This is a genomic window from Nocardia vaccinii NBRC 15922 (assembly GCF_001613305.1).
GTDB lineage: Bacteria > Actinomycetota > Actinomycetes > Mycobacteriales > Mycobacteriaceae > Nocardia > Nocardia vaccinii.
In genome coordinates this window covers 1-25,409 of record NZ_BDCC01000031.1, presented here as the reverse complement: position 1 = coordinate 25,409, position 25,409 = coordinate 1, and the positions used below count along the sequence as shown (strand labels likewise).

18 protein-coding genes are annotated in these 25,409 nt (G+C 68.2%); 7 read left to right on the top strand and 11 right to left on the bottom strand.

Going from position 1 to position 25,409, the window contains the following annotated elements; all coding sequences use genetic code 11:
- The first annotated feature begins 3 nt into the window (after positions 1-3).
- Both NV1_RS19970 and NV1_RS19965 read left to right on the top strand, forming a co-directional pair.
- The gene (locus NV1_RS19970) at positions 4-1,038 is read left to right on the top strand and encodes a nucleoside hydrolase (RefSeq protein ID WP_281181858.1); all 1,035 of its coding nucleotides are present in this window, start codon (positions 4-6) and stop codon (positions 1,036-1,038) included.
- Complete coding sequence (locus tag NV1_RS19965) at positions 1,035-1,934, top strand: amidohydrolase family protein (RefSeq protein ID WP_067893472.1); 900 nt, start codon at positions 1,035-1,037, stop codon at positions 1,932-1,934. The genes NV1_RS19970 and NV1_RS19965 overlap by 4 nt, the downstream gene beginning before the upstream one ends.
- A gap of 40 nt (positions 1,935-1,974) precedes the next feature.
- Here the strand turns inward: NV1_RS19965 and meaB are convergent, their stop codons facing one another.
- The 3 genes from meaB to NV1_RS19950 form a co-directional block, all read right to left on the bottom strand.
- The gene (gene meaB, locus NV1_RS19960) at positions 1,975-2,985 is read right to left on the bottom strand and encodes a methylmalonyl Co-A mutase-associated GTPase MeaB (RefSeq protein WP_067893491.1); all 1,011 of its coding nucleotides are present in this window, start codon (positions 2,983-2,985) and stop codon (positions 1,975-1,977) included.
- A gap of 236 nt (positions 2,986-3,221) precedes the next feature.
- On the bottom strand, positions 3,222-5,477 hold the full coding sequence (scpA, locus tag NV1_RS19955; RefSeq protein ID WP_067893470.1) for a methylmalonyl-CoA mutase: 2,256 nt from the start codon (positions 5,475-5,477) through the stop codon (positions 3,222-3,224).
- A 3-nt stretch (positions 5,478-5,480) separates the two neighbouring features.
- The gene (locus NV1_RS19950; protein ID WP_084525547.1) at positions 5,481-7,340 is read right to left on the bottom strand and encodes a methylmalonyl-CoA mutase family protein; all 1,860 of its coding nucleotides are present in this window, start codon (positions 7,338-7,340) and stop codon (positions 5,481-5,483) included.
- A 221-nt stretch (positions 7,341-7,561) separates the two neighbouring features.
- Here NV1_RS19950 and NV1_RS19945 point away from each other — a divergent pair, with 221 nt between their 5' ends.
- From NV1_RS19945 to NV1_RS19930, 4 genes are all read left to right on the top strand, one after another.
- Complete coding sequence (locus NV1_RS19945; protein WP_067893468.1) at positions 7,562-8,269, top strand: TVP38/TMEM64 family protein; 708 nt, start codon at positions 7,562-7,564, stop codon at positions 8,267-8,269.
- 122 nt (positions 8,270-8,391) lie between these two features.
- Complete coding sequence (locus NV1_RS46850; RefSeq protein ID WP_084525546.1) at positions 8,392-8,844, top strand: SAM-dependent methyltransferase; 453 nt, start codon at positions 8,392-8,394, stop codon at positions 8,842-8,844.
- A complete protein-coding gene (locus tag NV1_RS19935; protein ID WP_169813357.1) occupies positions 8,771-9,682 on the top strand; it encodes a serine/threonine-protein kinase in 912 nt (303 codons plus the stop codon). The genes NV1_RS46850 and NV1_RS19935 overlap by 74 nt, the downstream gene beginning before the upstream one ends.
- A gap of 402 nt (positions 9,683-10,084) precedes the next feature.
- Entirely contained in the window at positions 10,085-11,191 is a 1,107-nt protein-coding gene (locus NV1_RS19930) for a saccharopine dehydrogenase family protein (RefSeq protein WP_067893464.1), read from the top strand.
- Here NV1_RS19930 and NV1_RS19925 read toward each other — a convergent pair.
- The 7 genes from NV1_RS19925 to NV1_RS19895 form a co-directional block, all read right to left on the bottom strand.
- Complete coding sequence (locus tag NV1_RS19925) at positions 11,169-13,100, bottom strand: MFS transporter (protein WP_067893462.1); 1,932 nt, start codon at positions 13,098-13,100, stop codon at positions 11,169-11,171. The genes NV1_RS19930 and NV1_RS19925 overlap by 23 nt on opposite strands.
- Before the next feature lie 319 nt (positions 13,101-13,419).
- Positions 13,420-13,749 (bottom strand): transglycosylase family protein, encoded by a 330-nt coding sequence (locus NV1_RS19920; RefSeq protein WP_067893460.1) that lies wholly within the window; start codon positions 13,747-13,749, stop codon positions 13,420-13,422.
- Positions 13,750-14,090: 341 nt separating this feature from the next.
- Positions 14,091-16,022 (bottom strand): tetratricopeptide repeat protein, encoded by a 1,932-nt coding sequence (locus NV1_RS19915; protein ID WP_067893458.1) that lies wholly within the window; start codon positions 16,020-16,022, stop codon positions 14,091-14,093.
- Complete coding sequence (locus NV1_RS19910; protein ID WP_067893456.1) at positions 16,019-18,259, bottom strand: hypothetical protein; 2,241 nt, start codon at positions 18,257-18,259, stop codon at positions 16,019-16,021. The genes NV1_RS19915 and NV1_RS19910 overlap by 4 nt, the downstream gene beginning before the upstream one ends.
- Positions 18,256-19,650, bottom strand: a complete 1,395-nt coding sequence (locus NV1_RS19905) for a hypothetical protein (protein WP_067893454.1) — start codon at positions 19,648-19,650, stop codon at positions 18,256-18,258. Before NV1_RS19905 ends, NV1_RS19910 begins: the two co-directional genes overlap by 4 nt.
- Positions 19,651-19,733: 83 nt before the next feature.
- The gene (locus NV1_RS19900) at positions 19,734-21,017 is read right to left on the bottom strand and encodes an SPFH domain-containing protein (protein ID WP_067893452.1); all 1,284 of its coding nucleotides are present in this window, start codon (positions 21,015-21,017) and stop codon (positions 19,734-19,736) included.
- The gene (locus tag NV1_RS19895; protein ID WP_067893451.1) at positions 21,018-21,449 is read right to left on the bottom strand and encodes an NfeD family protein; all 432 of its coding nucleotides are present in this window, start codon (positions 21,447-21,449) and stop codon (positions 21,018-21,020) included.
- A gap of 80 nt (positions 21,450-21,529) precedes the next feature.
- Between NV1_RS19895 and NV1_RS19890 the strand changes: the two genes are divergently transcribed.
- Positions 21,530-22,345 (top strand): DUF3097 domain-containing protein, encoded by an 816-nt coding sequence (locus NV1_RS19890; RefSeq protein WP_067893450.1) that lies wholly within the window; start codon positions 21,530-21,532, stop codon positions 22,343-22,345.
- A gap of 9 nt (positions 22,346-22,354) precedes the next feature.
- Here NV1_RS19890 and NV1_RS19885 read toward each other — a convergent pair.
- On the bottom strand, positions 22,355-25,409 hold a 3,055-nt coding region (locus NV1_RS19885), incomplete at its 5' end, for a HAMP domain-containing protein (RefSeq protein ID WP_067893448.1).

The window sequence follows — 25,409 nt, the reverse complement described above, 5'->3', positions numbered from 1 at the left end:
GCGGTGCGGCAGAAGATCATCATGGACGTCGACACCGGCATCGACGATTCCCTCGGACTGCTCTATGTGCTCGCCAGCCCGGAGGCCGAACTGCTGGGCATCGCCTCGACGGCCGGCAACGTCTCCGCCCCGCAGGTGGCCACGAACAATCTGGCATTGCTGGAGCTGTGCCGGGCGCCCGATATCGAGGTGACACTCGGCGCCGACACTCCCCTGGCGATCCCGCTGCGCACCACGGAGGACACACACGGCCCCCAGGGTGTCGGCTATGTCGAATTCCCGCTCCCGCCGCGACGGCTCTCGACTCGGTCCGCGACACAGATGTGGGTGGATCTGGTGCGCGAGCATCCCGGGGAGATCGTCGGGCTGTGCACCGGGCCGCTCACCAATCTCGCACTCGCGCTGCGGATCGAGCCTCGATTGCCGCGACTACTCGGCCGGTTGGTGGTGATGGGCGGCGCCTTCAACCATCCGGGCAACACCACACCCACCAACGAGTGGAACGTGCACGTGGACCCGGAGGCGTGGCAGGAGGTCTTCGCCGCCTTCTCCGCCGCACCACCCGACCGGCGGCCGCTCATCTGCGGCCTGGACATCACCGAAACCATCGAGATGTTCCCGGAACATCTCAATCGACTGGCCGATCGAGCGGAAAGCGTGCCGGCGCAAGAGATCTCCGAGACCGATACGCCCGGCACGCGGTCGAAGGCGAGTAATCCCATCGTGCGGTTCCTGACCGACGCGGTCCGGTTCTATTTCGAATTCCACCGTCATTACGGACAGGGGTATCTCGCGCATATGCACGATCCGTTCGCGGCGGCGGTGGCGCTGGACCCCGGCCTGGCCCGCACCCGCGCGGCCACTGTCGACGTCGAACTGGGCGGCACGATCACCCGGGGAGCCACCGTCGCCGACTGGGCCGGGATGTGGGGCCGCAAACCCAATGCGGACATCGTCATCGACACCGATCCGGCGGTCTTCTTCGACCGGTTGATCGAGCGGGTCGGAGATTTCGCCCGCACGGTGTATCCGGCATGACCGCAGATGAGAACCTGAGCTACGTCCACGGCTTCCAGCAGCGGCTCGGCCTGCCCGGAATCATCGATGTGCATACGCATTTCATGCCCGAGCCGGTCTTGCGCAAGGTGTGGGCGTACTTCGATTCGGCCGGCCCGCTCACCGGGCGGCCGTGGCCGATCGCCTACCGCGACGAGGAGCAGGTCCGGTTGAAGACGTTGCGCGAGTTCGGTGTTCGCGCGTTCACCTCGCTGGTCTATCCGCACAAGCCGGAGATGGCCGCCTGGCTCAACGCGTGGTCGGCCGAGTTCGCCGCCCGCACCCCGGACTGTCTGCACACCGCGACGTTCTTCCCCGAACCGGACGCGGGCCGATATGTCACCGCCGCCGTCGAATCCGGGGCACGAATCTTCAAGGTGCACATCCAGGTCGGCGATTTCTCCCCGGTCGATCCGCTGCTCGCACCGGTGTGGGATGCGCTGTCCGCGGCCCGGGTTCCGGTACTCGTCCACTGCGGGTCCGGTCCCGCCCCCGGCCGGTTCACCGGGCCCGGCCCGATCACCGAACTGCTGCGGCGCTTCCCGGACCTGCGGCTGATCATCGCCCACATGGGTGCGCCCGACTACACCGAATTCCTCGATATCGCGGAGCGGTATCCGCGGATTCATCTGGACACCACGATGAACTTCACCGACTTCTTCGACTCGCAGGACCCCTTCCCCGAGACCGAACGCACCCGCCTACTCGCCCTGGGCGACCGCATCCTGTTCGGCAGCGATTTTCCGAATATCCCGTACCCCTACGCGCACGCCCTCTACGCGCTGGACCGCCTCGACCTCGGCGACGCCTGGCTGCGCAATGCCTGTTACGCGAATGCCGCGCGACTGTTCGGGTTGGAGCCGCTCCCGGACCGCTGAACTGCGCCCGAGCCTCGACGGTCTTCCCGCTGAACGGATTTCAGCCGTCGAAGGCGCGCAGGATCTCCTGGGCGGCCAGCGCCGGGGTGAGCGAGCCGTCGCGGACGTGATCCTCCACCTCGGCGCGGATGGCTTTCACCTCCGGGCTGTCGGCCAGGCGGCGCATGAGCTGGTCGCGGACCATGGTCCAGGTCCAATCGACCTGTTGCCGGCGGCGTCTCTCGGCGAATTCGCCTGCCTCGGTGAGGGTTTGCCGATGTTTCAGGACGGTATCCCAGAACGTGTCCAGACCGGTGCCGTTGAGTCCGCTCATAGTGAGAACCGGTGGGCGCCAGAGCGACTCGCGCGGATGTATGAGACGCATCGCGCCCTGCAGTTCGCGCGCGGCGGATTTCGCCTCGACCTCGTGCCTGCCGTCGGCCTTGTTGACCGCGACCAGATCGGCCAGTTCCAGGACGCCCTTCTTGATGCCCTGCAACTGGTCTCCGGTGCGAGCCAGGGTCAGGAAGCAGAACACGTCGACCATATTCGCGACGGTCACCTCGGACTGTCCCACCCCGACGGTCTCCACCAGCACCACGTCGTATCCGGCGGCCTCGAGCAGGACGATCGTCTCTCGGGTGGCCTTGGCCACGCCGCCCAGGGTGCCCGCGGTGGGCGAGGGCCGGATGAACGCGTTGGGTTCGGTCGACAGCCGCGCCATCCGGGTCTTGTCGCCGAGGATCGACCCGCCCGTGCGAGTCGAGGAGGGGTCCACCGCCAGCACCGCGACCCGGTGGCCCTGCCCGATCAGGTACATGCCCAGCGCGTCGATGAACGTCGACTTGCCGACACCCGGAACACCGGTGATCCCCACCCGATTGGATTTCGCCGCGCCCTCGGAGCCGACCTTCAGCAGCAGTTGCTGCGCCAGCTCGCGATGGTCGGCGCGGGTGGACTCGACGAGGGTGATCGACCGAGCCAGAGCACTGCGTTCCCCGCGCCGCAGCGCCTCGGCCAATTGGTCGACGTCGATCGTGCGACGCGGCGTGCCTGCCGATCCCGCGCCCACTGCCCCTCCGGCGCTCACCACGCCGGAGGTCGAGGTCAGCCGCGGATGTCCGGTGGGGACCCAGTCCTGGCGCGGGCGACGTTGGGCGGCAACCGATTCGGCGCTCCCGGTAGCGGCCTGGTCGTCCGAGCCGGGAGGCTCACCGGTCGACGGCGCGGCGGCGGATGCGGCCGAACGACGATGGTCCCTGGTCGATGCGACGGACTCGGGACCACCGTCGTTCCCGGCGGGCTCGTTCATTCGCCCGCGCCGGTGCCGATCTCGTGACCGAGTCCGGCAGCCAGTTTGCGAAGCAGGTCGACCGCGGCATCGGCGATGACCGTGCCGGGCGCGAAGATCGCGGCCGCGCCGGCGGCGTACAGCTCGTCGAAATCACCCGGCGGGATGACGCCGCCGACCACGACCATGATGTCGGGGCGACCGACATCGGCCAGCGCCTGCCGCAGAGCGGGCACCAGCGTGAGGTGACCGGCCGCGAGCGAGGACACGCCGACGACGTGCACATCGTTGTCCGCGGCCTGCTGCGCCACCTCCTCGGGGGTCTGGAACAGCGGGCCCACATCGACGTCCATGCCCAGATCGGCGAAGGCCGTGGCGATCACCTTCTGACCGCGATCGTGCCCATCCTGTCCCATCTTGCAGACCAGGATGCGGGGACGGCGGCCCTCGGCGGCGGCGAATTCCTCGACCATCGCCATGGCCCGGCTGATATTGGTCACCTTCCCGGCCTCCTCGCGATAGACGCCCGAGAGCGTGCGGATCTCGGCCTGATGACGTCCGTACACCTTCTCCAGCGCATCGGAGATCTCCCCGACGGTCGCCTTGGCGCGCGCCGCGTCGATCGCCAACGCCAGCAGATTGTTGTCCATGCCGCCCTCGGAAGCTGCGGCGGCCCTGGTCAATTCGGCCAACGCGCGCTCCACCTCGGCCGAATCGCGTTCGGCGCGCAGGCGGCGCAGCTTCTCGTTCTGCTCGGCGCGCACCCGGGAGTTCTCGACCTTGAGCACCTCGATCGGTGTGTCCTCGTCGACCTGGTACTTGTTGACCCCGATCACCGGCTGCTGGCCGGTATCGATGCGCGCCTGCGTGCGCGCGGCGGCCTCCTCGATGCGGAGCTTCGGGATGCCCTCCGAAATCGCCTGTGCCATACCGCCGTGCGCCTGCACCTCGGCGATATGGGCGCGGGCTCGCTCGGCGAGCTGATGGGTCAGCCACTCCACGTAGTAGGAGCCGCCCCACGGATCGATCGGACGCGTGGTGCCCGACTCCTGCTGGATCAGCAGCTGGGTGTTGCGGGCGATGCGGGCGGAGAAGTCGGTCGGCAGCGCCAGCGCCTCGTCCAGGGCGTTGGTGTGCAGCGACTGGGTGTGCCCCTGGGTCGCGGCCATCGCCTCGACACAGGTACGCGCGACGTTGTTGAACACATCCTGCGCGGTCAGCGACCAGCCCGAGGTCTGCGAATGTGTGCGCAGTGAAAGGGATTTCGCGTTCTTCGGTTCGAACTGCGCGACCAGCTCACTCCACAGCAGGCGGCCCGCACGAAGCTTGGCGACCTCCATGAAGAAGTTCATTCCGATCGCCCAGAAGAACGACAGCCGGGGCGCGAACTGGTCGATCTCCATCCCGGCCTCGATACCGGCTTTGATGTACTCCACACCGTCGGCGAGGGTGTACGCCAGTTCCAGATCGGCGGTGGCCCCGGCCTCCTGGATGTGGTAGCCGGAGATCGAGATGGAATTGAACTTCGGCATCTTCGCGCTGGTGTAGGCGAAGATATCGGAGATGATCCGCATCGAGGGCTTGGGCGGATAGATGTAGGTGTTGCGGACCATGAACTCCTTCAGAATGTCGTTCTGAATGGTTCCGGCCAGTTGTTCGGGCTTGACGCCCTGCTCCTCGGCGGCGACGACGTACAGCGCCAGAATCGGCAGCACCGCGCCGTTCATGGTCATCGACACCGACACCTGATCGAGCGGGATGTGGTCGAACAGCTCGCGCATGTCCAGGATCGAGTCGATCGCGACCCCGGCCATGCCGACGTCACCGGTGACGCGCGGGTGGTCCGAGTCGTAGCCGCGGTGCGTGGCCAGGTCGAAGGCGACCGACAGACCCTTCTGGCCGGCGGCCAGGTTGCGGCGGTAGAACGCATTGGAGTCCGCCGCGGTGGAGAAGCCCGCGTACTGGCGGATGGTCCACGGCTGATTCACGTACATCGTCGGGTACGGGCCGCGCACGAACGGCGCGACACCCGGCACGCTGTCCAGCGGATACCCCTCCGCCGCAATGCGGTCGCGGTCCGCCCGGGTGAACACCGGCGGCACATCGATACCCTCGGGCGTGGACCACACCAGCTGTTCGGGCGCGTACTGGTTGGCCTCGGCCGACGCGCGCAAGAATTCGCGTACCCGGTCCTGGCCGACCTGCCCGGAGCCCGGCTCGCCGCTGGTCAGCGGCACCTCAGCGAAACTGCCGATCACGTTGTTCTCAGTCATCCTCTAGGCTCCCAGCTTCTCCAGCAGGCCGGACAGCGCCTCGACCGCATCCATCCGGGCGGTGAGGAATCCGTCCGGGCGCTGCGCCTGCGGCAGTTCGGCCACGGCCTTCTCCGGACCGGCCAGCAGCACCGTGGCCACCCCGGCCTCGCGCAACTGCCGCACGGCGGTTTCCGCTTCGTTGCCGTAGCGCGCGTCCGTGCCGCACAGGACGGCGACCTTCGCGCCGGATTCGGTTGCGGCGGCGCCGATTCCGGTCAGTTCCAGCGCACCCGGATTACTCGTCTCGATACCGCCGGAGGCGAGCACGTTGGCGGTGAAGGTGACCCGGACATTGTGTTCGGCCACCGGTCCCAGCGGGATCAGCACGGCCTTGGGCCGCTCGCCGTGCGCGGCGAGATACGCGTCCGAGCGGTTGCGCAGCGCCTCGAACGCCGCGCCGTAGCGCGCCACGGCCGCCGGCTGGCGCGCGGCATCGGACAGCGGCGTCTCGGCCAGATTCGGGAATTCGTTCACGCCGGTCACCGACGTCTTGCGGTGTGCCACATCGCGATCGCGCTGCGCACGGGTCGCCGCGACGCGCTCGGCCAACAGGCCCGAATCCAGTGCGGCCCGGTAACCGCCCGCGGCCTCGAGCTCCTGCATGAACTCCCAAGCCTTGGCGGCCAACGCGTCGGTCAGGCTCTCCACATACCAGGACCCCGCGCCGGGATCCTGCACATGACCCAGATGCGATTCCTCCAGCAGCAACAGCTGGGTATTGCGGGCCATGCGCCGCGAGAACGCCTGGGACACATCGAGTTCCCCGGCCGGAAGCGCGGAATCGAAGGGCAGCACCGTCACCTGGTCGGCCCCGCCGACGCCCGCGCCGAATGCGGCCAGGGTGGTGCGCAGCATGTTCACCCACGGATCGCGCTGGGTCATCATCGGGGCCGAGGTCACCGCCCACTGCGGCGCATTACCGGCCTCGGGCGCACCGAGCTGCTCGGCCACCCGGGCCCACAACCGGCGCGCGGCGCGGAACTTCGCGATCGTGCCGAACTGGTTGTCGGTGGCGGCGAACCGGAACACCAGCTGTCCGAGCGCATCGGCGACCGGCACACCCGCGCCGGTCAGCGCACGCAGATACGCGAGGCCCGCGGCCACCGCCGCGCCGAGTTCCTGCGCGTCGGACGCCCCGGCGTTGTGCACGGCCACACCGCAGACGGTCAGCGCGCGGATCGTCTCGGGCCGCGCGACGGCCTGCCGGGCCAGCGCCACCCCCGTCTCCAGATCGGTGTGCGCGGTGCCGTTGAACAGGCTGGTCAGCGGGCTCACACCCAGCGAGACCCGGATATCGGCGCGCTCGGCAGACGCATAGCCGTCGAGGACGCCGAACAGCTGCTCGGCGGCGGCGCTCGCCTCGGCCCCCGCGTCCAGTGCCAGCGGGGCGAGTTCGAACAGCAAACCGCGCAGCGCCCGCGGCAGATCGGCGACCGGAACGCCACGTTCCCCGACGCCGAGCCACACCGAACCGACGCCGTTCTCCAGCGCGCCCAGGATCTCCTCGTTGACCGCCGCGGCGTCGGAACCGTCGAACCGGGCGGTGACATACCAGCCGCGATGGACGTCCCGGGTCGCGTCGTTCCCGCGGATGAAGGGGAATTCACCGGGCAGCGGCGTCTCGGGCAGCTCATCGCGCCGGGTGTAGAGCGGGGCGATCGTCAGGCCGTCGTAGGTGGACACATCCAGCAGGCGCTCCGGCTCGTCGCCGAGTTCGGCCGCCTCCACCTTGCGCGCCTTGGCCAGCACCCCGGCCACACCCTTGCGCCACGCGGCGTAACCGGGAACCGGTTCCGCGCCGGGATCCGAACCAATCGGCATCGCTGCTGTACCTCTTCCACTCGAGTCCGATACTTCTACCTGTACCGGACAGCGGGATGGGCAACCAACTCTTCGCACCACCTTCGCACACCCCTGTGTGCCTCGTTCGCAGCAGTGCACCGGGTCTTCGCCCGTATTCGCCGGTTCGTGACCGAAGACGTTCGCCCGCCGTTCAACCGGCCGTCCGCGGCCCCCAGCGGTCCTGCCGGTACTCTGGCTCGGTGCTGAGCCGACTCCGCAATCCGCGCGTCATCGCGCTGTTGGTGCTCTGCGGCGCGCTGGTCGCGGTGGCCTTGCTGACGCCGCATCCCGCACCGCAGCAGATCCGGGACTGGGCGCATTCGGTCGGGCCGCTGTTCCCGATCGTGTTCTTCCTCGTGCACTCGATCGTGACGATCGCGCCGTTCCCCCGCACGGTGTTCACGCTCAGCGCGGGCCTGTTGTTCGGACCGGTGCTCGGCGTGGGCATCGCGGCCGGGGCGACGACCATCAGTGCGGTGCTGGCCCTGCTGCTGGTGCGCGCGCTGGACCGCGAGCAGGTCGCCACGCGGCTCGGCCATCCGGCCGTGCGCGCGGTCGATCGCCGGTTGGCCCGGCGCGGCTGGCTGGCCGTCGGATCGCTGCGGTTGATCGCGCCGGTGCCGTTCTCGGTGATCAACTACTGCGCCGGACTGTCCTCGGTGCGCATGCTGCCGTATCTGCTGGCCACGGTCGTGGGCATCCTGCCCGGCACGGTCGGCGTGGTGGTTCTGGGTGATGCGCTGACCGGCCGCACGGATCCGGCGCTGCTGGCGCTGTCCGGGGTCTGCATCACCATCGGCGTCGTCGGACTCCTCGTCGACGCCCGTTGGGGCGCAAGCCAATTCGCCGACCCGGCCGAGCCCGCCGACGTGGGCGAGACCTCGGTCGCGCAACCGGCCGAGGCCTGACCTCGCCCATCCGGAGACCGGGGCCGTCGGTCGAACCGACACCGAAGCCGACATTTCGCCGCCCGTCCGGCCACTGACCGGGCATACTCTTGCGTCGCGAACACGAGACCGAGAGGGACGGCATGCCGGACGGCGACTCCGCCAGGCGCCTACCGACCACGATCGACACCGCCGTCGCACACGAGGCGCGCGTCTACGACTACTGGCTCGGCGATTTCGATATCGCCGGCGCCGACCGGGCCGCGCAGGCCGGCGGACGCGGCGGGCTCACGCTCGTGGCGCGAAACCGGACCGAGGTCGAAAGGCTTTTCGCCGGAACCGATCTCGTGCCGCCGGGGATCACCACGATGGAGGACTGGCATCCCGAACCCGGCGAGCACCTCCCACGCGACGCCGACCCGCACCTGGGTCACGCCTGGGCCTGGGCCGGGATGGGATGGGGCGCAAACCCCGAGCGATCATCACCGAGAAATCGGGCACCGGCGGTTCTAGGCTGTGTCCGTGTTGTTCAGCGCAGGAGACCGGTTCGCGGAGTTCGTCGTTCGAATGCCGCTGGGCCTGGGCGGCAGCAGTGAGGTGTATCTGGCCGACGACGGCCAGGGACCGGTCGCGCTGAAGATCATGAATACCGCCGCGAGCCGGTCGAGTGCCGCGCGGGCGCGATTCGTGCACGAATTCGAGGTCGCGGTGAAACTGCACCATCCGAATATCGTGCAGATGTTCGCGCACGGTGAATTCGACGGGCGCCTGTGGTCCTCACACGAATACGTCGACGGCACCGCGGCCCACGGACCCGCGCCGCGCACCGATCCGGACCCGGCGCTGGTGGTGGCGATCCTCACCGCCATCGCGCACGCGCTGGACTACGCGCACGTCCAGGGAGTGCTGCATCTGGACGTCAAACCGGCGAACATGCTGCTGAGCCGAATCGAACCGGAGACCGCATCCGAAGCCAGGGCGTTGGCCGAGGGCGGCGCCTTCGCACCCGATCCGGACACGGTCGCGCGAGTGAAACTATCCGATTTCGGCACCGCGCGCCGGATCGACGGTTCCGGTCCGCGGCTGACGCCCGAGGGATACGTGGTCGGCTCGCTCCCTTATGCCGCACCGGAATTGCTGTGCGGCGGAACCCTGGTACCCGCGACCGACCAGTACGCACTGGCCTGTTCGGCCGCCGAATTGCTCACCGGGCAGCCGCCGTTCCCGCTGACGAACCCCTTCCGGCTGGCGGATGCGCATATGCATACCGCACCGTCCGATATCTCCCGCCGTCGCCGATGGATTCCGACAGCGGTCGGCTCGATTCTGCGCAAATGCCTGGCGAAGGACCCCGCCCGGCGGTACGGAACCTGCGCCGAGCCGATTCGCATGATCGCCCGCGCATTGCGCGATATCGATCCGGCCGACTACTGATAACAGCGAACGTTGCGCGGGGCGTGCCGCAGGCAAGACCGCCCCGCGCCGGTGACGAGCACCTCGACTGCGAGACGATTAGAGATTCGAAGTCTATGTATCTCATCCCCTGACGTGCTACACATATCGCGAAGGACAAGGGAGGCCTCCGTGACACGTCGGCACCGGCTGATCATCCGAGGCCCCGGTGACATGGGCGGGCGAGCGTTGCGCCCGGCGCCGGAGCGGCCCCGGTTCGAAGTCGCCGGGGTCGAGGTGTTCGGCCCGCGCTGGTCCAGGGCGGTCCGTCCGAGCCATGCGACGAGCCCGGCATCGTGCGGCGCGACCACGCCATCACCCATCTGGTATCGGCCGGCCCGGTAGGAATTTCCGGCAACGAGCAGAAAGGCAGATAAGACGGCAATGCCGAAGATCGTGTTGTTCGGTGCGACCGGGTACACCGGGCGCCTGACCGCCGAAGTCCTCACCGCGCGCGGAGCTTCCCCCGTGCTGGCCGGTCGCAACGCGGCCGCCCTGGAGAAATTGTCCGCCGACCTCGGCAACGGCCCGACCGCGGTCGCGGACGTCACGGACCCCGCGTCGGTGCGAGCCCTGCTCGGTCGCGGCGATGTCCTGGTGACCACCGTGGGGCCGTTCCTGCGCCACGGCCGTCCCGCATTGGCCGCGGCTATCTCCGCCGGAGCCCATTACATCGACTCCACCGGCGAAGGGCCGTTCATCCGCAGTGTGTTCGAGCACGACGACCAGGCCCGCGCAGCCGGGTCGGCGCTGCTGACCGCGTTCGGGTTCGACTACGTGCCGGGTAACCTGGCCGCCGCGCTGGCCTTGCGTGCGGCGCCCGCCGCAACCCGTGCCGACATCGGTTATTTCATGGACCACCCCGGCACCAGCGGCGGCACCCGCGCCTCCATGGCCGGGATGCTGTTCGAACCCGGCTTCGCGCTACGCGACGGCCGGGTGGTCACCGAGGTTTCGGGCGCGCATCTGCGTTCCTTCGACGTCGCCGGAGCCGAACGCACCGGTGTGTCGATCCCCGGTTCGGAACATTTCGCACTGACTCGGTCCTACCCACACCTGCGCCAGATCGACGTCTTCCTGGGCCTACCGCTGCTCGCGGCGCACGGGCTGCGGGCCGGATCACAGCTGGCCGCTGTCGCTGCGAAGTCGGCCGCGCTGAAGCACGTGCTCGATAATGCTCTGGCCCGGATCGTCAAGGGCTCCACCGGTGGCCCCGGAGCCGGGTCTCGTCGCCGAACCCGGGGCTGGGTGGTCGCCGAAGCTCGCGATGACGCCGGAAAAACCCTGGCGAGCGTCACTCTCGAAGGCGGCGATCCGTACGATTTCACCGCGGCGATGCTGGCCTGGGCAGCCGATACGGCGCTGGGCGGTGGCTTGCTCACTACCGGCGCTCTGGGCCCGGTCGACGCCTTCGGTCTCGACGCGCTGCAGGCTGCCGCCCTCGATGCAGGCTGGACGCGCCGCACGGCTACTGCTGCGACGGATTCGTAGCCGGCTCCCGTCCCTGCGCCGGAACCGGATCTGCGAGGGTATCGATCGCGCGGGTGAGTTCGGTCAGGGCGGGCATGGCCGCGGCGAGCAGGTGCTGCCAGCCCGGATGCAGCTCATCCAATGCCGTGCGCAGGATACCGGCGTTGGTCGACTGCCAGCCGCGCACCGCGGCCGCGCCGTCGGCAGTGAGCGTCAGGGTCACCGCACGCCGATCCTCGCCGGACGCGCGGGTGATCATGTTCTGCGTCTGCAGGCCGTTGACCAGCGTGGTCACCGAATTGGGCGCCAGGCGCAACAGACGCGCCAGCTGACCGGGCCGCACCCCGGGATGTTCCGATACGCACGAGAGCAGTTCGAGCTGGGCGACCGAGAGCGTATTGGCCGGGTCCGCGGCCCGCGCCGCCCGGCGCATCGCGCGCCGCAGACATGCGATGACCTCGGCGACGGCGGTCTCGTCGGGCCGCACGGGAGGTACCAGTGCGGCCTCGGCGGCGGATGTGGTCATCGGCGGCTCCTCACGCTGAGATGATGTCCCGGATTGTGCCCGACGACCGGTGAAGGTCGTCGCGGCGGCCAGCGCCGCCACGACGAGCAGTCCGGTCAACGCCGCCCGCGAACCCGAGACCATGCCCGCGGCGCCGCCGTACAGATGGAGCGCGAAGGTCACCACGGCGACGCCGCCGGCGGTGCCGAGCCCGCGGGCCATGTTCACCAGTCCCCCGCTCGTCCCGGACCGTCCCGCCGGAACCGCGCTCATGATGCCGGTGTTGTTTCCCGGAATGAATACGCCCAGCCCCAGGCCCAGCACCCCCAGCCAGCAGAACGTCCACCAGGTCGAGGCCGGGTCGAGCAGCAGCGCCGCCAGCGCTATCGTCGCGACGATCGCACCGAGTCGTTCGCGCCGGCGACCGTCCCACTCGTCCGGCAGTACCCGCCCGCCGCCGACGGCCGCCAGAGCGAATCCGGCAGGCAGCGCGGTCAGGATCAATCCGGTGGCGGTCGCGCCGCGCAACTGCGGGAACAGCGCCAGCGGCCCGAACAGTACGAGATAGGCGGCGAACGCCCCGGCCAGGCCCAACCAGACCGCCTTCGGCCGGACCATGCTCGGATCGATCAGCGGATCGGCGGCACGGCGGGACCACCAGAGCAACCCGGCTCCCGCGGCCACCGCCGCCACGACCAACGCGGCGGGAACCCAAGCCGGAACCGCGAGCCCCGATACCGCGGACACCGCCAGCAGCAGCGCACTGGTGCACACGATCAGCAACAACAGTCCGCGCCAATCGAATTCGTCGAGAACCGCGCGTTGTCGAGTGCGCGGCAGCAGATATCGTCCCGCGATCAGGGCCACAATGCCGACCGGGACGTTCACCCCGTACACCCATCGCCAGCCGACCGAATCCACCAGCATCCCGCCGACGGCCGGGCCCAGCGCCAACCCCAGCGCCTGCGCCCCGGCCTGCACACCGAGCGCCGCTCGCATCCGGCTCGCCGGAACGCTGGTGACCACCAGCGCGACACTGTTCGCCTGCAACATAGCCGCCCCGACGGCCTGCAGCACCCGGAAGCCGATCAGCCAGCCCAGCCCCGGAGCCAGCGCACAGGCCGCCGAGGCGAGCGTGAATACGACGAATCCCTGCAGGTAGACGACCTTGCGGCCGATCGAGTCTGCGATCCTGCCGGTGGCCACCACCAGTCCGACGACCGTGAGCAGATAGGCCAGCGACACCCATTCCACTCCGGCGAGCGACGCACCGAATTCGTGCTGCACGGCCGGGAAGGTCAGGGTGACGACGCTCGCGTCCAGCTGTCCCATGAACGCCCCGATGCAGACCGCGCCGACCGCGAGCCACCCGGCCCGCCGATGTTCCCGCACGAACCGGGGACGAGCCGACTCGACGAACAGCATCACAAACCTTCCACACGACCAACACGATAATTCTAGGACAGAACATCATGAAGGTGGCGGTGGTGTGACTCGAATCCAACCGGAGGGCAGCTGCTACGGAAAAACTCGAACAACACAGCTGTGATCAGGTGATGAAAGTTGTCCGACAGATCAGACTTACCCAAGGCGACAAGACCACTAGTTCTCAAGCAGAATTATTCGAGCGAGCGGACCGAGCGCGTCGACAACCGACCGCGATCCCGGGAACGACCGCGGCCCCGCCGTCCGGAGCTACCGGACGGCGGGGCCGCGATGAAACGATCGAACTCGAGCGCGCGACTTACAGGTTGGAGCCGCACACCGGCCAAGCGCCGGGGCCCTGGCTGGCGAGCACGTTCTCCGCGACGCGGATCTGCTCGGCGCGGCTGGCGTTGGCCGGGTTGCCACTGCCGCCATTGGCGTTCCAGGTGCTCTGAGTGAACTGCAGGCCGCCGTAGTAGCCGTTACCGGTGTTGGCGCCCCAGTTGCCGCTGGCCTCGCACTGCGCGACGGCGTCCCAGTTGTGGCCGCCCTGCGCGGAAGCGGTGGCGGTCAGGCCGAACGGGACGGCGATGAGGGCGCCCGCGACGGCGGTGATTCCGAGAGTGCTGATCTTGCGGTTGCGAAGCATATGGTTGTCCCTGCCCGCGCCCAGCCGCCACAACGCACGTACCGCGTCAGGCCTCGTCCCCGGAAATGTCGGGTGCGAACTCGAATCACGGGACGAGGTTTCCGGTGTTCGGCGATTCGAGTCTCAGCTCGGTTTCCGAGCCGCAAGCGACGGTAACGGAGAATTCGCGGCAGATCACGTACAGATAACGAGTCGATACCGTCAACATATACATGAGGTTCGATCCGGTTTTCGCGGGCTGACATCGGAAAGGTAACGAATTACGCAAATGTCGTTAACGAACCGTTACGTGTTCGAGATCACAACAAAAATGTGATCCAGATCTCGGGAATTTCTTCCGATCAGGACTCGCGAGAAGGCGATCCAGCATCCTCGGGCACGGCCAGCGGCCAGCACTCGACACCTTCGAGCAGCACGTCGCCGCGCGGCCCCAGCTCGGGATCGAACAGACCCGATTCGCCCGTCAGCCGGGCGCGCACCCTCGCCAGCGCCGCTTCGGCAGGCAATTGCGCAGGCCGGCGGCCGGTTCCCGGGGTGGGCGCGATGGCCGCGCGCATACTCAGGGCCTCGGCCAGCCAACCACCGGCCTGCCGCAGCACCTCGCCGCGACTCGGCTCCCCGCTCACCAGCAGCCCGCCGTATTCCGGGAACTCCGCCATCGCCGAGCCCAGGTGCTGCAGGCAGCGCGCGATCCCGAGGTCGTGGTTCAGATCCCGGAAACGCCTCAACGCTCGCTGCCAGTCGTGCAGGGCGCGCCGCGGTTCGCCGCGCATCCAGCGCAGCACGCCCAGGGTTTCGTAGACGTGCGCTACCCCCGCCGGGTCGCGGTCGTCACCGGCCAGCGTCTGCGCGACCGCGAGGCAGTTCCGCGCGGCCTCGAGCCTGCCCTCGTGCAACCGGACGATGGCCAGGTCCACCAGCAGACAGACCGAACCGGCGGCGTCGCGGGCGGGTAGTCGCCGCCAGGCCCGCTCGAGCCGCTCACCCGCCTGCTTCAGGCTCTTCGGGCTCCACTCCCGGGCCAGGAACATCCACGCCTCGCGCTCGTCCCGGCGTGCCATCAGCGGAGCCTTGTACCGATGCAACCACGTCACCGACGAATCGATCTTCAGCCTCGGTTCGTCGTCCGCATCGGACTTCCGATCAGCGTCGGGCTTCTCGCCGCCATCGGCCGCACCGTCCGATTCGGTCAGCCGGATCTGGATCAACTCGTATTCCACCGGCTGTTCCTCGCCGGTGAGCAGTTTCGAGATCTCCTGCGCAAGACCATCTTTCGCGGCGCTCCAACCGTTTCGCGCATACCAGCGGTCCAGGGCGTCGGCGATGCGGAGCAACTCCGGAACGGCCGCATCGACCACGGCGCGCTTGTGCGGGTTCACTTTCATCTCCGCACAGCGGGCGATCAGATCGAGCAATTGATCCGACTCCTGCGCGAACCACCGCTGAGCCCCCGCACCCAGCCTGCGCGTGTCCAATGCGGCCGACCACCGCGTCGCTCGATCCGCGTGGTGATGTATCAGTGCGGGCAACGCGGCATCCCACTCGGGCTGTTCCTCGATCCGCACCCCTCTGTCGTGCACTCGGCCGAGCTGCGTGGCGGCCCGCATCCACCGCACGATCGTCCGCCGCACCGCGACGCGGTCGTCGGTGATCCGCACCAGCACTCCGGCCCGGCGCAATCGGTCGATCTCCACTGTCGCCGAGGCCGGATGCAGTTCCTCGTCGACCGGAAGCCGGCGGCCGGCGGTCAGGATCGCCGAAGCCATTTCATACAGTGCGACGGCCTCGTACTGCTCGAACGGCAGCGCGTCCAGCACCCGCAGCACCACCGATTTCCGCCACCGGGCCCGGCTTTCGATCTGGCTCGGAAACCGCTCGAGGACAGTGCTTTTCGCCGTGAAATCAGCGGAAGACGGCCACGATCGCACCTCCGGGCCCGGCGAGATCAGATCGGCGGTCAGCCGCATCTCCTGTCGTACGCGCAGCCGTTCGCGCATCGTGGCCAGCCGCCGCAGAATCAGGTACGCCGCCGCGACCAGAACCACGAGAATGGCGATCCGGCTGAGCCACGACGATGCCGACGCCAGGGTCGGACTCTGGCCGACTCGGTTCTCCAAGAGTTTGCTGATCAACTCCAGGAGCAATGACGTACTCAGTACCGACGCTGTCCGCAGGAATCCCTGCCACAGCGATGATTTCTCCACGATCTGTACCGGTGATTCGACCGCGAATTCATCCGGGCCGAGATCGGCGGCATCGGCTGCCGAGGTCATCGCAACGCTCCTCCGGTCAGTCCCGGGACAAGGAATCGCCGCCAGGTCGCCAGCAGCAGAATCACCGGCGGTACCGCGGACAGCAGCGCTCCGGCCGCCAGATGCGCTGTGCTCTCGTGGAATTGCCGGGCGTCACTCCACAGCAGCAGCGACCACGGACTCGCGTCCGCGCCGCGCACCTGCAACCCGATGAAGAAATCGTTCCACACCTGGACCAGTTGCAGAACCGCCACCGCGACGAGAGCCGGTCCGGCACTGTGCAATACGCTGCGCACCATGATCGATGTGCTCGCCGGTTCCCGGCGGGTGTCCGACAGCGGGCCGTCGGCGGGAGCCAGGAGTGCGCCGCGCAGGATCATGATCGCGATCGGCAGCCCGATCGCGGCATGCATCAGGATCAACGGTATCGATGTCCCGGCCAGGTCGAGTCGATTGATGATCGCCCGGATCGGCCCGAGATAGATCTGCGCGGGCAGGACCGCGAAGACCACCAGGAATGTCATCAGCACCCGTGAGGGCACCTTGTCCGGTCGTAGCGTCGCCGCATAGTAGGCCGGTGGCAGGGCCGCACTCACGGTCAGGAAGGTGGCCACCACCGCGACAACACCGGTATCCATCAGGCCACGCCAGAGTTCGGCGTCGCTCCAGATCGACTTCGGTCCGATCAACGCGGGCCCGTCGAAGCCCGCCCACGTCATCACGAACAGCACCGCCAACGGGCCCAGGGCCGCCAACAGCGCCACCCCGATTCGGACACACAGGCGGCACGCTCGCACCACGGTCACCAGCAGTCGTTCGGCCGAGCTCGTACCGGGCGGCGGATCTTCCCGCGCCACAGGTTTTTTCACAGCCGCCGAACGCGAGGCGACGAGTTGTCCGACTCCCCCGCCGATCGCCGCCCGCAGCACGGTCCAGCCGGTTTCGATCCGGCCCGTCACCGTCCGTACGCGTTTCAGGATCCACATCTCATGTGCGGCCAGTCGCGGTCCGGCCCCGGTACGGGCGGGGACGGGAATGCGCAGTCGAACCGGCACCGCGACCACACCGGGTCCGGGCCACCGAGCGTGATGCCGTCGGATGCCGACCTGGAGAAACCATGCGACCACACCGACCACGAGCGCCAGCGGCAGCGAGAACGCCGCTGCGGCAACATGATCGGCCGCGGTATCGGAGGGCAGATGCCACCAGTGCACGGTCACGCTGTCCAGCGTGTACTGCTGCGGTCCGGGCACCCCCACCAGAATGATGTCGAAGACACGCGCCGCGGCCACGGTGACGACCAGCCCGGCGATCATGATGACCGGATTCAACATCACCACGAGCCGCCAGTATCGACGCACCCCGGTCCTGCGCTCCAGATAGGCGCGGCGAACCGGATCGGAGTCGATGCTGGCGGCCGCGGCCCGCAACAGGACGAACAGCGCACCGAACCAGATCCAGGCGAAGGCCGCGCCCAGCATCAACGCGTACAGGAACGCCTGGAAGCCCACATTCGTGACCGGGTCCACGATCGGCTCGAAGATCAACCGCCAGGCCAGACCCGCCACGAATGCCGAGACCCCGAACGGCACGATCAGCGGCCACCACGGCCACCAGGTGCGCCGCAGCAACCACGCCATCCACACCGTGAACACCAGCAGTCCGAATGTGGCCACCACCCACACCAGCGTCATCCAGTACGCCTCGCTCCCCTCGGTAGCCACGATCGCCGCGATCACGCCCGCCGCGGCCACCGCGGCGGGCAGCGACGCGGCCCAGTACCAATGGCCCCGCCACCGCCGTGCGGCCCACCACCAGACCCCGATCAGCACCGCACCCGCCCCGGCGACCTCGGACCAGCCCCAATTTCCTCTCGACCCGAAATCGATTCCCGCCCAAGCGACACCGACGAGCCATACCAGCCACACGCACAACTCAGGCCGGCGCGGAACCCATCTGTCCGTCTGCTGCGCCTCCCCCTCCGAGCCGGACGGACTCGCCAACCTCCGCCAGGTCCACACCGCGCAGACCACCGCGGCGCAGCACACGGCCACGAAGCGGTACCGGGGCGCGAACACCACGACCGCCACCGACCACGCCGTGGGCAACAGCACCAGCATCCCGAGCGCCAGAGCCGGCACCTGCACCATGACGGCGACGACGCCGCGCAGATACCACCCGCCGATCAGCCGCCCCGACAAGCGGCGGGGCGCGAGTTCCATCGTCAGGCCATTGGCTTCGATCCGGTCGACGGTCATTCCCACGTCCGTTCGAGATCTCCGATGGCACGGTCGGTCGCCGGACCGACGGCCTGTTCACCCCGGTCGCCGACCTCGATGAGAAAACGGGTCAGTATGCGCCACAACCCGTCTCGACGTCCGCGCGGCCCGACCAGATCCGCGAAGTCGAATACGTCCCACCCGCGCATCCGATCGGCGACACCATGGAAGAGGCCGGTGTACGACACGGGTTCCGCGGTGTTCACATTCGGCGGAACGAAACCGCCGTAGTGCGCGATCCACGGCTGCGAGGCAGCCGCGCCCGCAAGTGCCACGACCAATTTGTCGGCCTGAGGGGACGCATCCGCGGTGATCACCATGACATCACCGCCGCCGATATTCGGCGCACGGTCGTCCCATGCCTGATACCCCGGGAATCCGATGACGCCGACACTGCACTCGGAACGGCCCGTGCGCCGCAGGCAATCCCGCACGATCGGTTCCGCGTAATCGGGGGCCACCACCATCGCTGCGCGGCGATGCTGGAACACGTCGCGGACCGCATCGGGAAACTGCCGCCGCAGCGGCTCGGCGACGCCACCCGCGAATGCACCTGGCACACACCAGATCTTGCCGAGCATTGTGAGCGCGGCCCGCACGTGGTGATGATTCCAGCTCGGTGACGGCAGCCCGGATCTTCGCGGCGGCCAACAGTTTCCCGCCGCCTCGTCCGGTGCGGACAATGCCTCGTAGGCGCGCGGTGCGACCGCTCGCAGCACATTCGCGAAGTGATAGGCCAGCACCCAACCGTCCGCCGCGCCGAGCGCGAACAGATGTCGGCCGCTGTGCGCCCATTGCTCGATATACGCGGTCCAGTCCGTCAGCGACCAGCGCTCGGGCCCGTCGGTCCCGGTCCAGGAGCAGGCCCGGGGGTCGTATCCGGGAAAGGCCGAGCGGTCGAACCACACCAGCGACATATTCGCCGCTTTGAACGGAACGCCGTAGAGCTGGGGCGCGCGACCGCAATCGGCGTGCCAGAGCAGATTGTACCAGGACTCGGAATATGCCTGATGCCCGTCCGGCTTCCAGATCAACCCCGCGTCGAGTTCGGACAGCGGCCGCAATCCGGTGCGGGACGAGGTCTGAATCGAGCCCGGATCGGGCAGCATGACGATGTCCGGCGCATCACGTCCGGTCGCGCTCAACGCGGTGTTGATGTCATCGCCGAGCGGCACCACCTCCACGTGCCCGGTGAATCTGCCCGACGATGCCAGCCCGGCCAGCACCGCACGAAAGGCCGTGAGCTCGTTTCCACTCCAGGACACCGCGATTCGTACCGAACCGGAGTTTCCACCCAAGACCTCCGGCGCGCACGCCGCCGCCAGCGGCAGGACGAGTCCGCCCCGCAGAATCGCTCGTCGTGCGATCATCCCCCGGATACCGCTTTCGTGGCAGTACGCGAACCGCTTTGTCCCGGCCCGTCATTCGGATATCGACGGACCGGGACGATGCGTTACCGCGCGGGCGGTTCCGGCGGGCGCCAGCCCTGCTGTTCACCCTGGGCCGAGCCCGGCTGCTGGGGTGGCTGATACTGAGCCGGCGGCCGCGACTGGTACTGCGACGGCGGCTGGAACTGCGCCGGATGCGGCTGTTCGCCGATCACGCCCGGCGCAGGCGTACTGCGCTGGCCGATCGAGGGCGCCTCCACCGGCGCGGCCGCGGCCGCCTCGGCCGCACGCACCGCGCGTTCGGCGGCCGGATCGGTCTTGACATCGAACCAGTCGGCGACCTCATCCGAATCGTCCTCGCTCCCACCGGCTTCCGCGCCGTCGGTACTCGGCTCGTAACGGAATACGCCGTCCTCGCCCTGGGTGCCGAAGTTTCGGGCGAACCCCTCCAGCGCCTTGCCGAAGTCGCTGGGCACCATCCACACCTTGTTGGCGTCGCCCTTGGCCACCTCGGGCAGCGTCTGCATGTACTGGTAGGCAAGCAGTTCCGGTGTCGGCTTACCGGATTTGATTGCGGCGAAAACCTTTTCGATGGCCTTGGCCTGGCCTTGGGCCTGCAGGTAGGCCGCCGCGCGTTCACCCTGTGCGCGCAGGATCCGGCTCTGGCGTTCACCCTCCGCGGACAGGATCGCCGACTGCTTGGAACCCTCGGCCGAGAGGATCTGCGCCTGCTTGGCGCCCTCGGCCGTGCGGATCTGCGCCTCCCGGTTACCCTCCGCGGTGAGGATCATCGCGCGCTTCTCGCGGTCCGCCTTCATCTGCTTCTCCATCGACTCCTGAATCGACGGCGGCGGATCGATGGCCTTGAGCTCGACGCGCGAGACGCGCAGTCCCCAGCGGCCGGTGGCCTCGTCCAGGACCCCGCGCAGCTGCGAGTTGATCTGGTCGCGCGAGGTCAGCGTCTCCTCCAGGGTCATCCCGCCGACCACGTTGCGCAGGGTGGTGATGGTCAGCTGCTCGACCGCGGCGATGTAGTTGCTGATCTCGTACACCGCTGCCTGCGGACTGGTGACCTGGAAGTACACCACCGAGTCGATCTGGACGGTCAGGTTGTCCTGGGTGATCACCGGCTGCGGCGGGAAGGACACCACGCGCTCGCGCAGATCCACTTTGGCGCGGACCCGGTCGGCGAACGGGACCAGGAAGGTCAGCTGACCCGAGACGGTGCGCGAATACCGGCCCAACCGCTCGATCACCGCGGCCTCGGCCTGTGGCACCAGCGCGATCGATTTGAACACGACCACCGCGACCAGCAGGACCAGGACTACAGCGACGATCAGTGCAACCATTTACGGCCCCTTCCACACGACGGCGTGCGCGCCGTCGATCTTCATCACGTACACGGTTTCCCCTTCGGCGTATTCTTCGGACGGGTCGAGAGGCCGGGCGCTCCACACCTCGCCCTCGATCTTGACCCGGCCCGTTTCGTCGTTGACGGTCTCGAGCACCTTGGCCGTCTTGCCCGGCAAGGCGTGCACATTCGTCGGGGTCGGCGGTGGAACGGAGAAGCGCCGCAACATGATCGGGCGCACCAGGAACAGCAGCGCCAGCGCGCTGACCCCGAAGACGATGGCGTCGGTGACCACCGAGGTATCCGCGAATCCGGCCACACCGGCGGTCACCAGTGCGGCGCCGCCCAACATGAGCAGCGTGAAGTCACCGGTGAGCATTTCGGCGGCGGCGAGCGCGATGCCCGCGACCAGCCACACGATAGCGGCCACGCCCTCAACAGTAGCCGTCCGGAACGCCCGTAACCGGGCAAGGACGCGCAAAACGTTGCCGAGACTGTATTTTCGAGCGGGTGAACGAGTACGGCGACATCTACTCCGGCCATGCCCGCACCCGCAAGCGCGCGGTGCCCGAGGTCAGCGCCGAACGCGATCTGGTCGCCGAGGATGCCGCCACCGGATTCTGCGGCGCTGTCGTGGGATTCGAGCGCACCTACGACGGCGAGTTCGTCAAACTCGAGGACCGGCACGGGCTGGTGCGCCTGTTCGCGTTGCGCGAGGCGGCGTTTCTCATCGACGGACAACCGGTGACCCTGGTGCGCCCCAAGGCCGCCGCGCCGCGGCGGCCCACGCGCTCCGCATCCGGATCCACCCGGGTGGAGGGATTGCGGGCCCGCGTCGCGCGCGGGAGCCGCATCTGGGTCGAAGGTGTGCACGACGCGGCGCTGGTGGAACGCGTCTGGGGGCACGACCTTCGGGTGGAGGGCGTGGTGGTGGAACATCTCGAGGGCCTGGACAATCTGGCCGCGCGCCTGACCGAGTTCGAGCCCGGGCCGCGGCATCGCGTCGGAGTCCTGGTGGATCACCTGGTCACCGGGTCCAAGGAGACCACGCTCACGACGGGCCTCGGCCCACACGTACTGGTCACCGGGCATCCGTACATCGATGTCTGGCAGGCGGTGCGACCACAGGCGCTGGGCATCGCGGAGTGGCCGCGGGTGCCGCGCGGGGAGGACTGGAAGACCGGCGTATGCCGGCGACTGGGCTGGGGCACGCCGCAGGAAGGCTGGCGGCGGGTCTACGACGCGGTGGACTCCTTCCGCGACCTCGAGGCGCCGCTGCTGGGCGCGGTCGAACAGCTCATCGACTTCGTGACCGAAACCGACTGAGCCGCATCGTTACTCATCGGCCGGCACATTCAACCAGCGGCCGATGCAGGCCAGCAGATCCTGCGCGTGCACCGGTTTGGTGATGTAATCGCTTGCTCCCGAGGCCAGGCTCTTGTCGCGGTCGCCCGGCATGGCCTTGGCGGTGACCATGATGATCGGCAGCCGGTCGAATCGCGGCATCCCGCGGATCGCGGCGGTGGTGGCGTAGCCGTCCATCTCCGGCATCATCACATCCATCAGGATCACGTCGACGTCCGGATTCGCCTGTAACTTCTCGATCCCCTTGCGGCCGTTGGGCGCGGTGTCCACGCGCATGCCGCTCAACTCGAGCATGCCCGCGATGGCCAGGACATTGCGGGCGTCGTCGTCCACGAGCAGCACCTTGCGACCGCGTAGCCCCGAATACCGTCCGGGACTGCCGGGCTGTTCGAGTTCGGCCGGGTGCGGGTGAGTGAGCAGCAGGATGAACCGCTCCCGGAATTCGTCGGCCGTGCCGACCAACTCCACCTGATGCTTCCGGGCGCTGACCTCCACGTCCCGATAACGCCTCGGATCTACTTCACCGGCCGGATAGGCGAGTACCGCCGCACCTTTCGCCGTCATCTCCGAACGCAGGCCGCCGAGGAAATCCGCGGTGGCCGCGCCCGGCAGGTTCACATCCACCACGACGCACTGGCAGGCCGCGGCGGCGACGAGCGCCTCCTCGCAGGTGCCGACCGATTCGAGGCGAACCGGGCCGTCACTGTCGGCGAGTTCGGCGACCACGCCGGATACCAGGCGAGTCAGCGGGCGTTCGGCCGGATCCTCCATAACGAGCACTGTGCGATCGGATGATTCGGGCCGGGTTCTGGACTCGGCGACGACATCCGGCTGCGGGGTCAACGGCAGCGTCAGCGTGAACGTACTGCCGACCCCGATCCGGCTCTCCGCGCTGATCTGGCCGCCCAGCAGATTCGCCACCTGCCTGCTGATCGACAGACCGAGGCCGGTACCGCCGTAGCGGCGGCTGGTGGTCCCGTCCGCCTGCTGGAACGCCGCGAAGATCGACTCCAGATTCTGCTCGGCGATACCGATTCCGGTGTCGCTCACCGAGAACGCGATGTGCTCGCCGGTGCGGCACACCCGGAGCCGGACCGTGCCCGTCTCGGTGAATTTGACCGCGTTGGACAGCAGATTGCGCAGCACCTGGCGCAGGCGCTGTTCGTCGGTTTCCAGCTGCGGCGGAACGTCGGGCGCGACCTGGACCTCGAAGCGCAGGCCCTTCTGGGTGGTCAGCGGGCGGAATGTGGTCTGCACGTACTCCAGCAGCTCGGGCAGCGCGACCGGTTCGGTGCGGATGTCCATCTTGCCGGCCTCGACCTTCGACAGGTCCAGGATGTCGTCGATCAGCTGCTGCAAATCCTTGCCCGCGGACTGGATCACCTTGGCGAATTCCACCTGTTTGTCGGTCAGGTTCCGCGAGGCGTTCTGCGCGAGCACCCCGGCCAGGATCAACAGGCTGGTCAGGGGGGTACGCAGCTCATGCGACATATTCGCCAGGAATTCGGACTTGTATTTCGAGGCGAGTGCGATCTGCTGGGCGCGTTCCTCGATCTCCTGCCGTGCCTGCTCGATCTCGAAGTTCTTCATCTCGATATCGCGGTTCTGGCGGACCAGCAGTTCGGCCTTCTCCTCGAGATCGGCGTTGGACTGCTGCAACTGCCCCGCCAGCCGCTGGGACTCCCCGAGCAGGGTGTCGGTGCGGGCGTTGGCCATGATCGTATTCAGGTTGACCCCGATGCTCTCCATGAGCTGTTCGAGGAAATCGCGCTGCACCACGGTGAACCGGGCGAACGAGGCCAGTTCGATGACTCCGAGCACCTGATCCTCGAAAACGATCGGCAGCACGATCAGGCTGGCCGGGCGCCCGGCCCCCAATCCGGACGATATCCGCAGATAGTCCGGTGGTGTCCGATCGATCATGATCGTCTGTTTGGACAGGGCCACCTGCCCGACCAGCGACTGGCCGAGATCGAAGACCGTACCGTCCTCGATGCGACCGTATCCGGCGATCAGGCGCAGAATCGAGCGCTCCGGCTCGGGCTCCATCGAGAAGAATGTGCCGTACTGGGCGCCGACCAGCGGGGTCACCTGATTCATGATCAGCTGGGCGACCGCCGACAGGTCGCGATGGCCCTGCAGCCGGCCGGAGATCCGGGCCAGATTCGTATTGAGCCAGGCCTGCTCCTCGTTGGCGCGGGTGGTCTCGCGCAGGGACTGCACCATCGAGTTGATGTTGTCCTTGAGTTCGGCGACCTCGCCCTTGGCCTCGACCGCGATCGACCGGGTCAGATCCCCGGTGGCCACCGCACCGGTCACCTCGGCGATCGCGCGCACCTGGCGGGTCAGGTTTCCGGCGAGCTCGTTCACATTCTCGGTCAATCTCTTCCAGGTTCCGGATACGCCCTCGACCTCGGCCTGACCACCCAGCTGCCCCTCCTTGCCCACCTCGCGCGCGACGCGCGTGACCTCGGCGGCGAAGGAGGACAGCGTGTCGACCATGGTGTTGATCGTCGTCTTGAGTTCGAGGATCTCCCCGCGCGCGTCCACGTCGATCTTCTGCGAGAGCTCACCGCGGGCCACCGCCGTGGTGACCTGGGCGATCGAGCGGACCTGGCTGGTCAGATTGCCCGCCATCGAATTCACGTTATCGGTCAGGTTCTTCCAGGTGCCCGCCACATTCGGCACCCGCGCCTGCCCGCCGAGAATGCCCTCCGTGCCGACCTCACGGGCGACGCGGGTGACCTCGTCGGCGAAGGCGGACAGCGTGTCGACCATCGTATTGATGGTCTGCGCCAATGCGGCGACCTCACCCTTCGCCTCGACGGTGACCTTCTGCGACAGATCACCCTTGGCGACCGCGGTGGCGACCTGGGCAATGGACCGCACCTGGTCGGTGAGGTTGTCGGCCATCACGTTCACCGACTCCGTCAGGCCCTTCCAGGTACCCGACACACCCTTCACATCCGCCTGACCACCCAGGCGGCCCTGGGTGCCGACATCGCGGGCGACGCGGGTGACCTCG

What these genes read in the sequence shown, in the direction of transcription:
- NV1_RS19965 (WP_067893472.1), top strand. Translation starts at nt 1,035, where the DNA reads ATGACCGCAGATGAGAACCTGAGCTACGTCCACGGCTTCCAGCAGCGG.
- scpA (WP_067893470.1), bottom strand. Translation starts at nt 5,477, where the DNA reads ATGACTGAGAACAACGTGATCGGCAGTTTCGCTGAGGTGCCGCTGACC.
- NV1_RS19950 (WP_084525547.1), bottom strand. Translation starts at nt 7,340, where the DNA reads ATGCCGATTGGTTCGGATCCCGGCGCGGAACCGGTTCCCGGTTACGCC.
- NV1_RS46850 (WP_084525546.1), top strand. Translation starts at nt 8,392, where the DNA reads ATGCCGGACGGCGACTCCGCCAGGCGCCTACCGACCACGATCGACACC.
- NV1_RS19930 (WP_067893464.1), top strand. Translation starts at nt 10,085, where the DNA reads ATGCCGAAGATCGTGTTGTTCGGTGCGACCGGGTACACCGGGCGCCTG.
- NV1_RS19925 (WP_067893462.1), bottom strand. Translation starts at nt 13,100, where the DNA reads ATGCTGTTCGTCGAGTCGGCTCGTCCCCGGTTCGTGCGGGAACATCGG.
- NV1_RS19920 (WP_067893460.1), bottom strand. Translation starts at nt 13,749, where the DNA reads ATGCTTCGCAACCGCAAGATCAGCACTCTCGGAATCACCGCCGTCGCG.
- NV1_RS19915 (WP_067893458.1), bottom strand. Translation starts at nt 16,022, where the DNA reads ATGACCTCGGCAGCCGATGCCGCCGATCTCGGCCCGGATGAATTCGCG.
- NV1_RS19910 (WP_067893456.1), bottom strand. Translation starts at nt 18,259, where the DNA reads ATGACCGTCGACCGGATCGAAGCCAATGGCCTGACGATGGAACTCGCG.
- NV1_RS19905 (WP_067893454.1), bottom strand. Translation starts at nt 19,650, where the DNA reads ATGATCGCACGACGAGCGATTCTGCGGGGCGGACTCGTCCTGCCGCTG.
- NV1_RS19900 (WP_067893452.1), bottom strand. Translation starts at nt 21,017, where the DNA reads ATGGTTGCACTGATCGTCGCTGTAGTCCTGGTCCTGCTGGTCGCGGTG.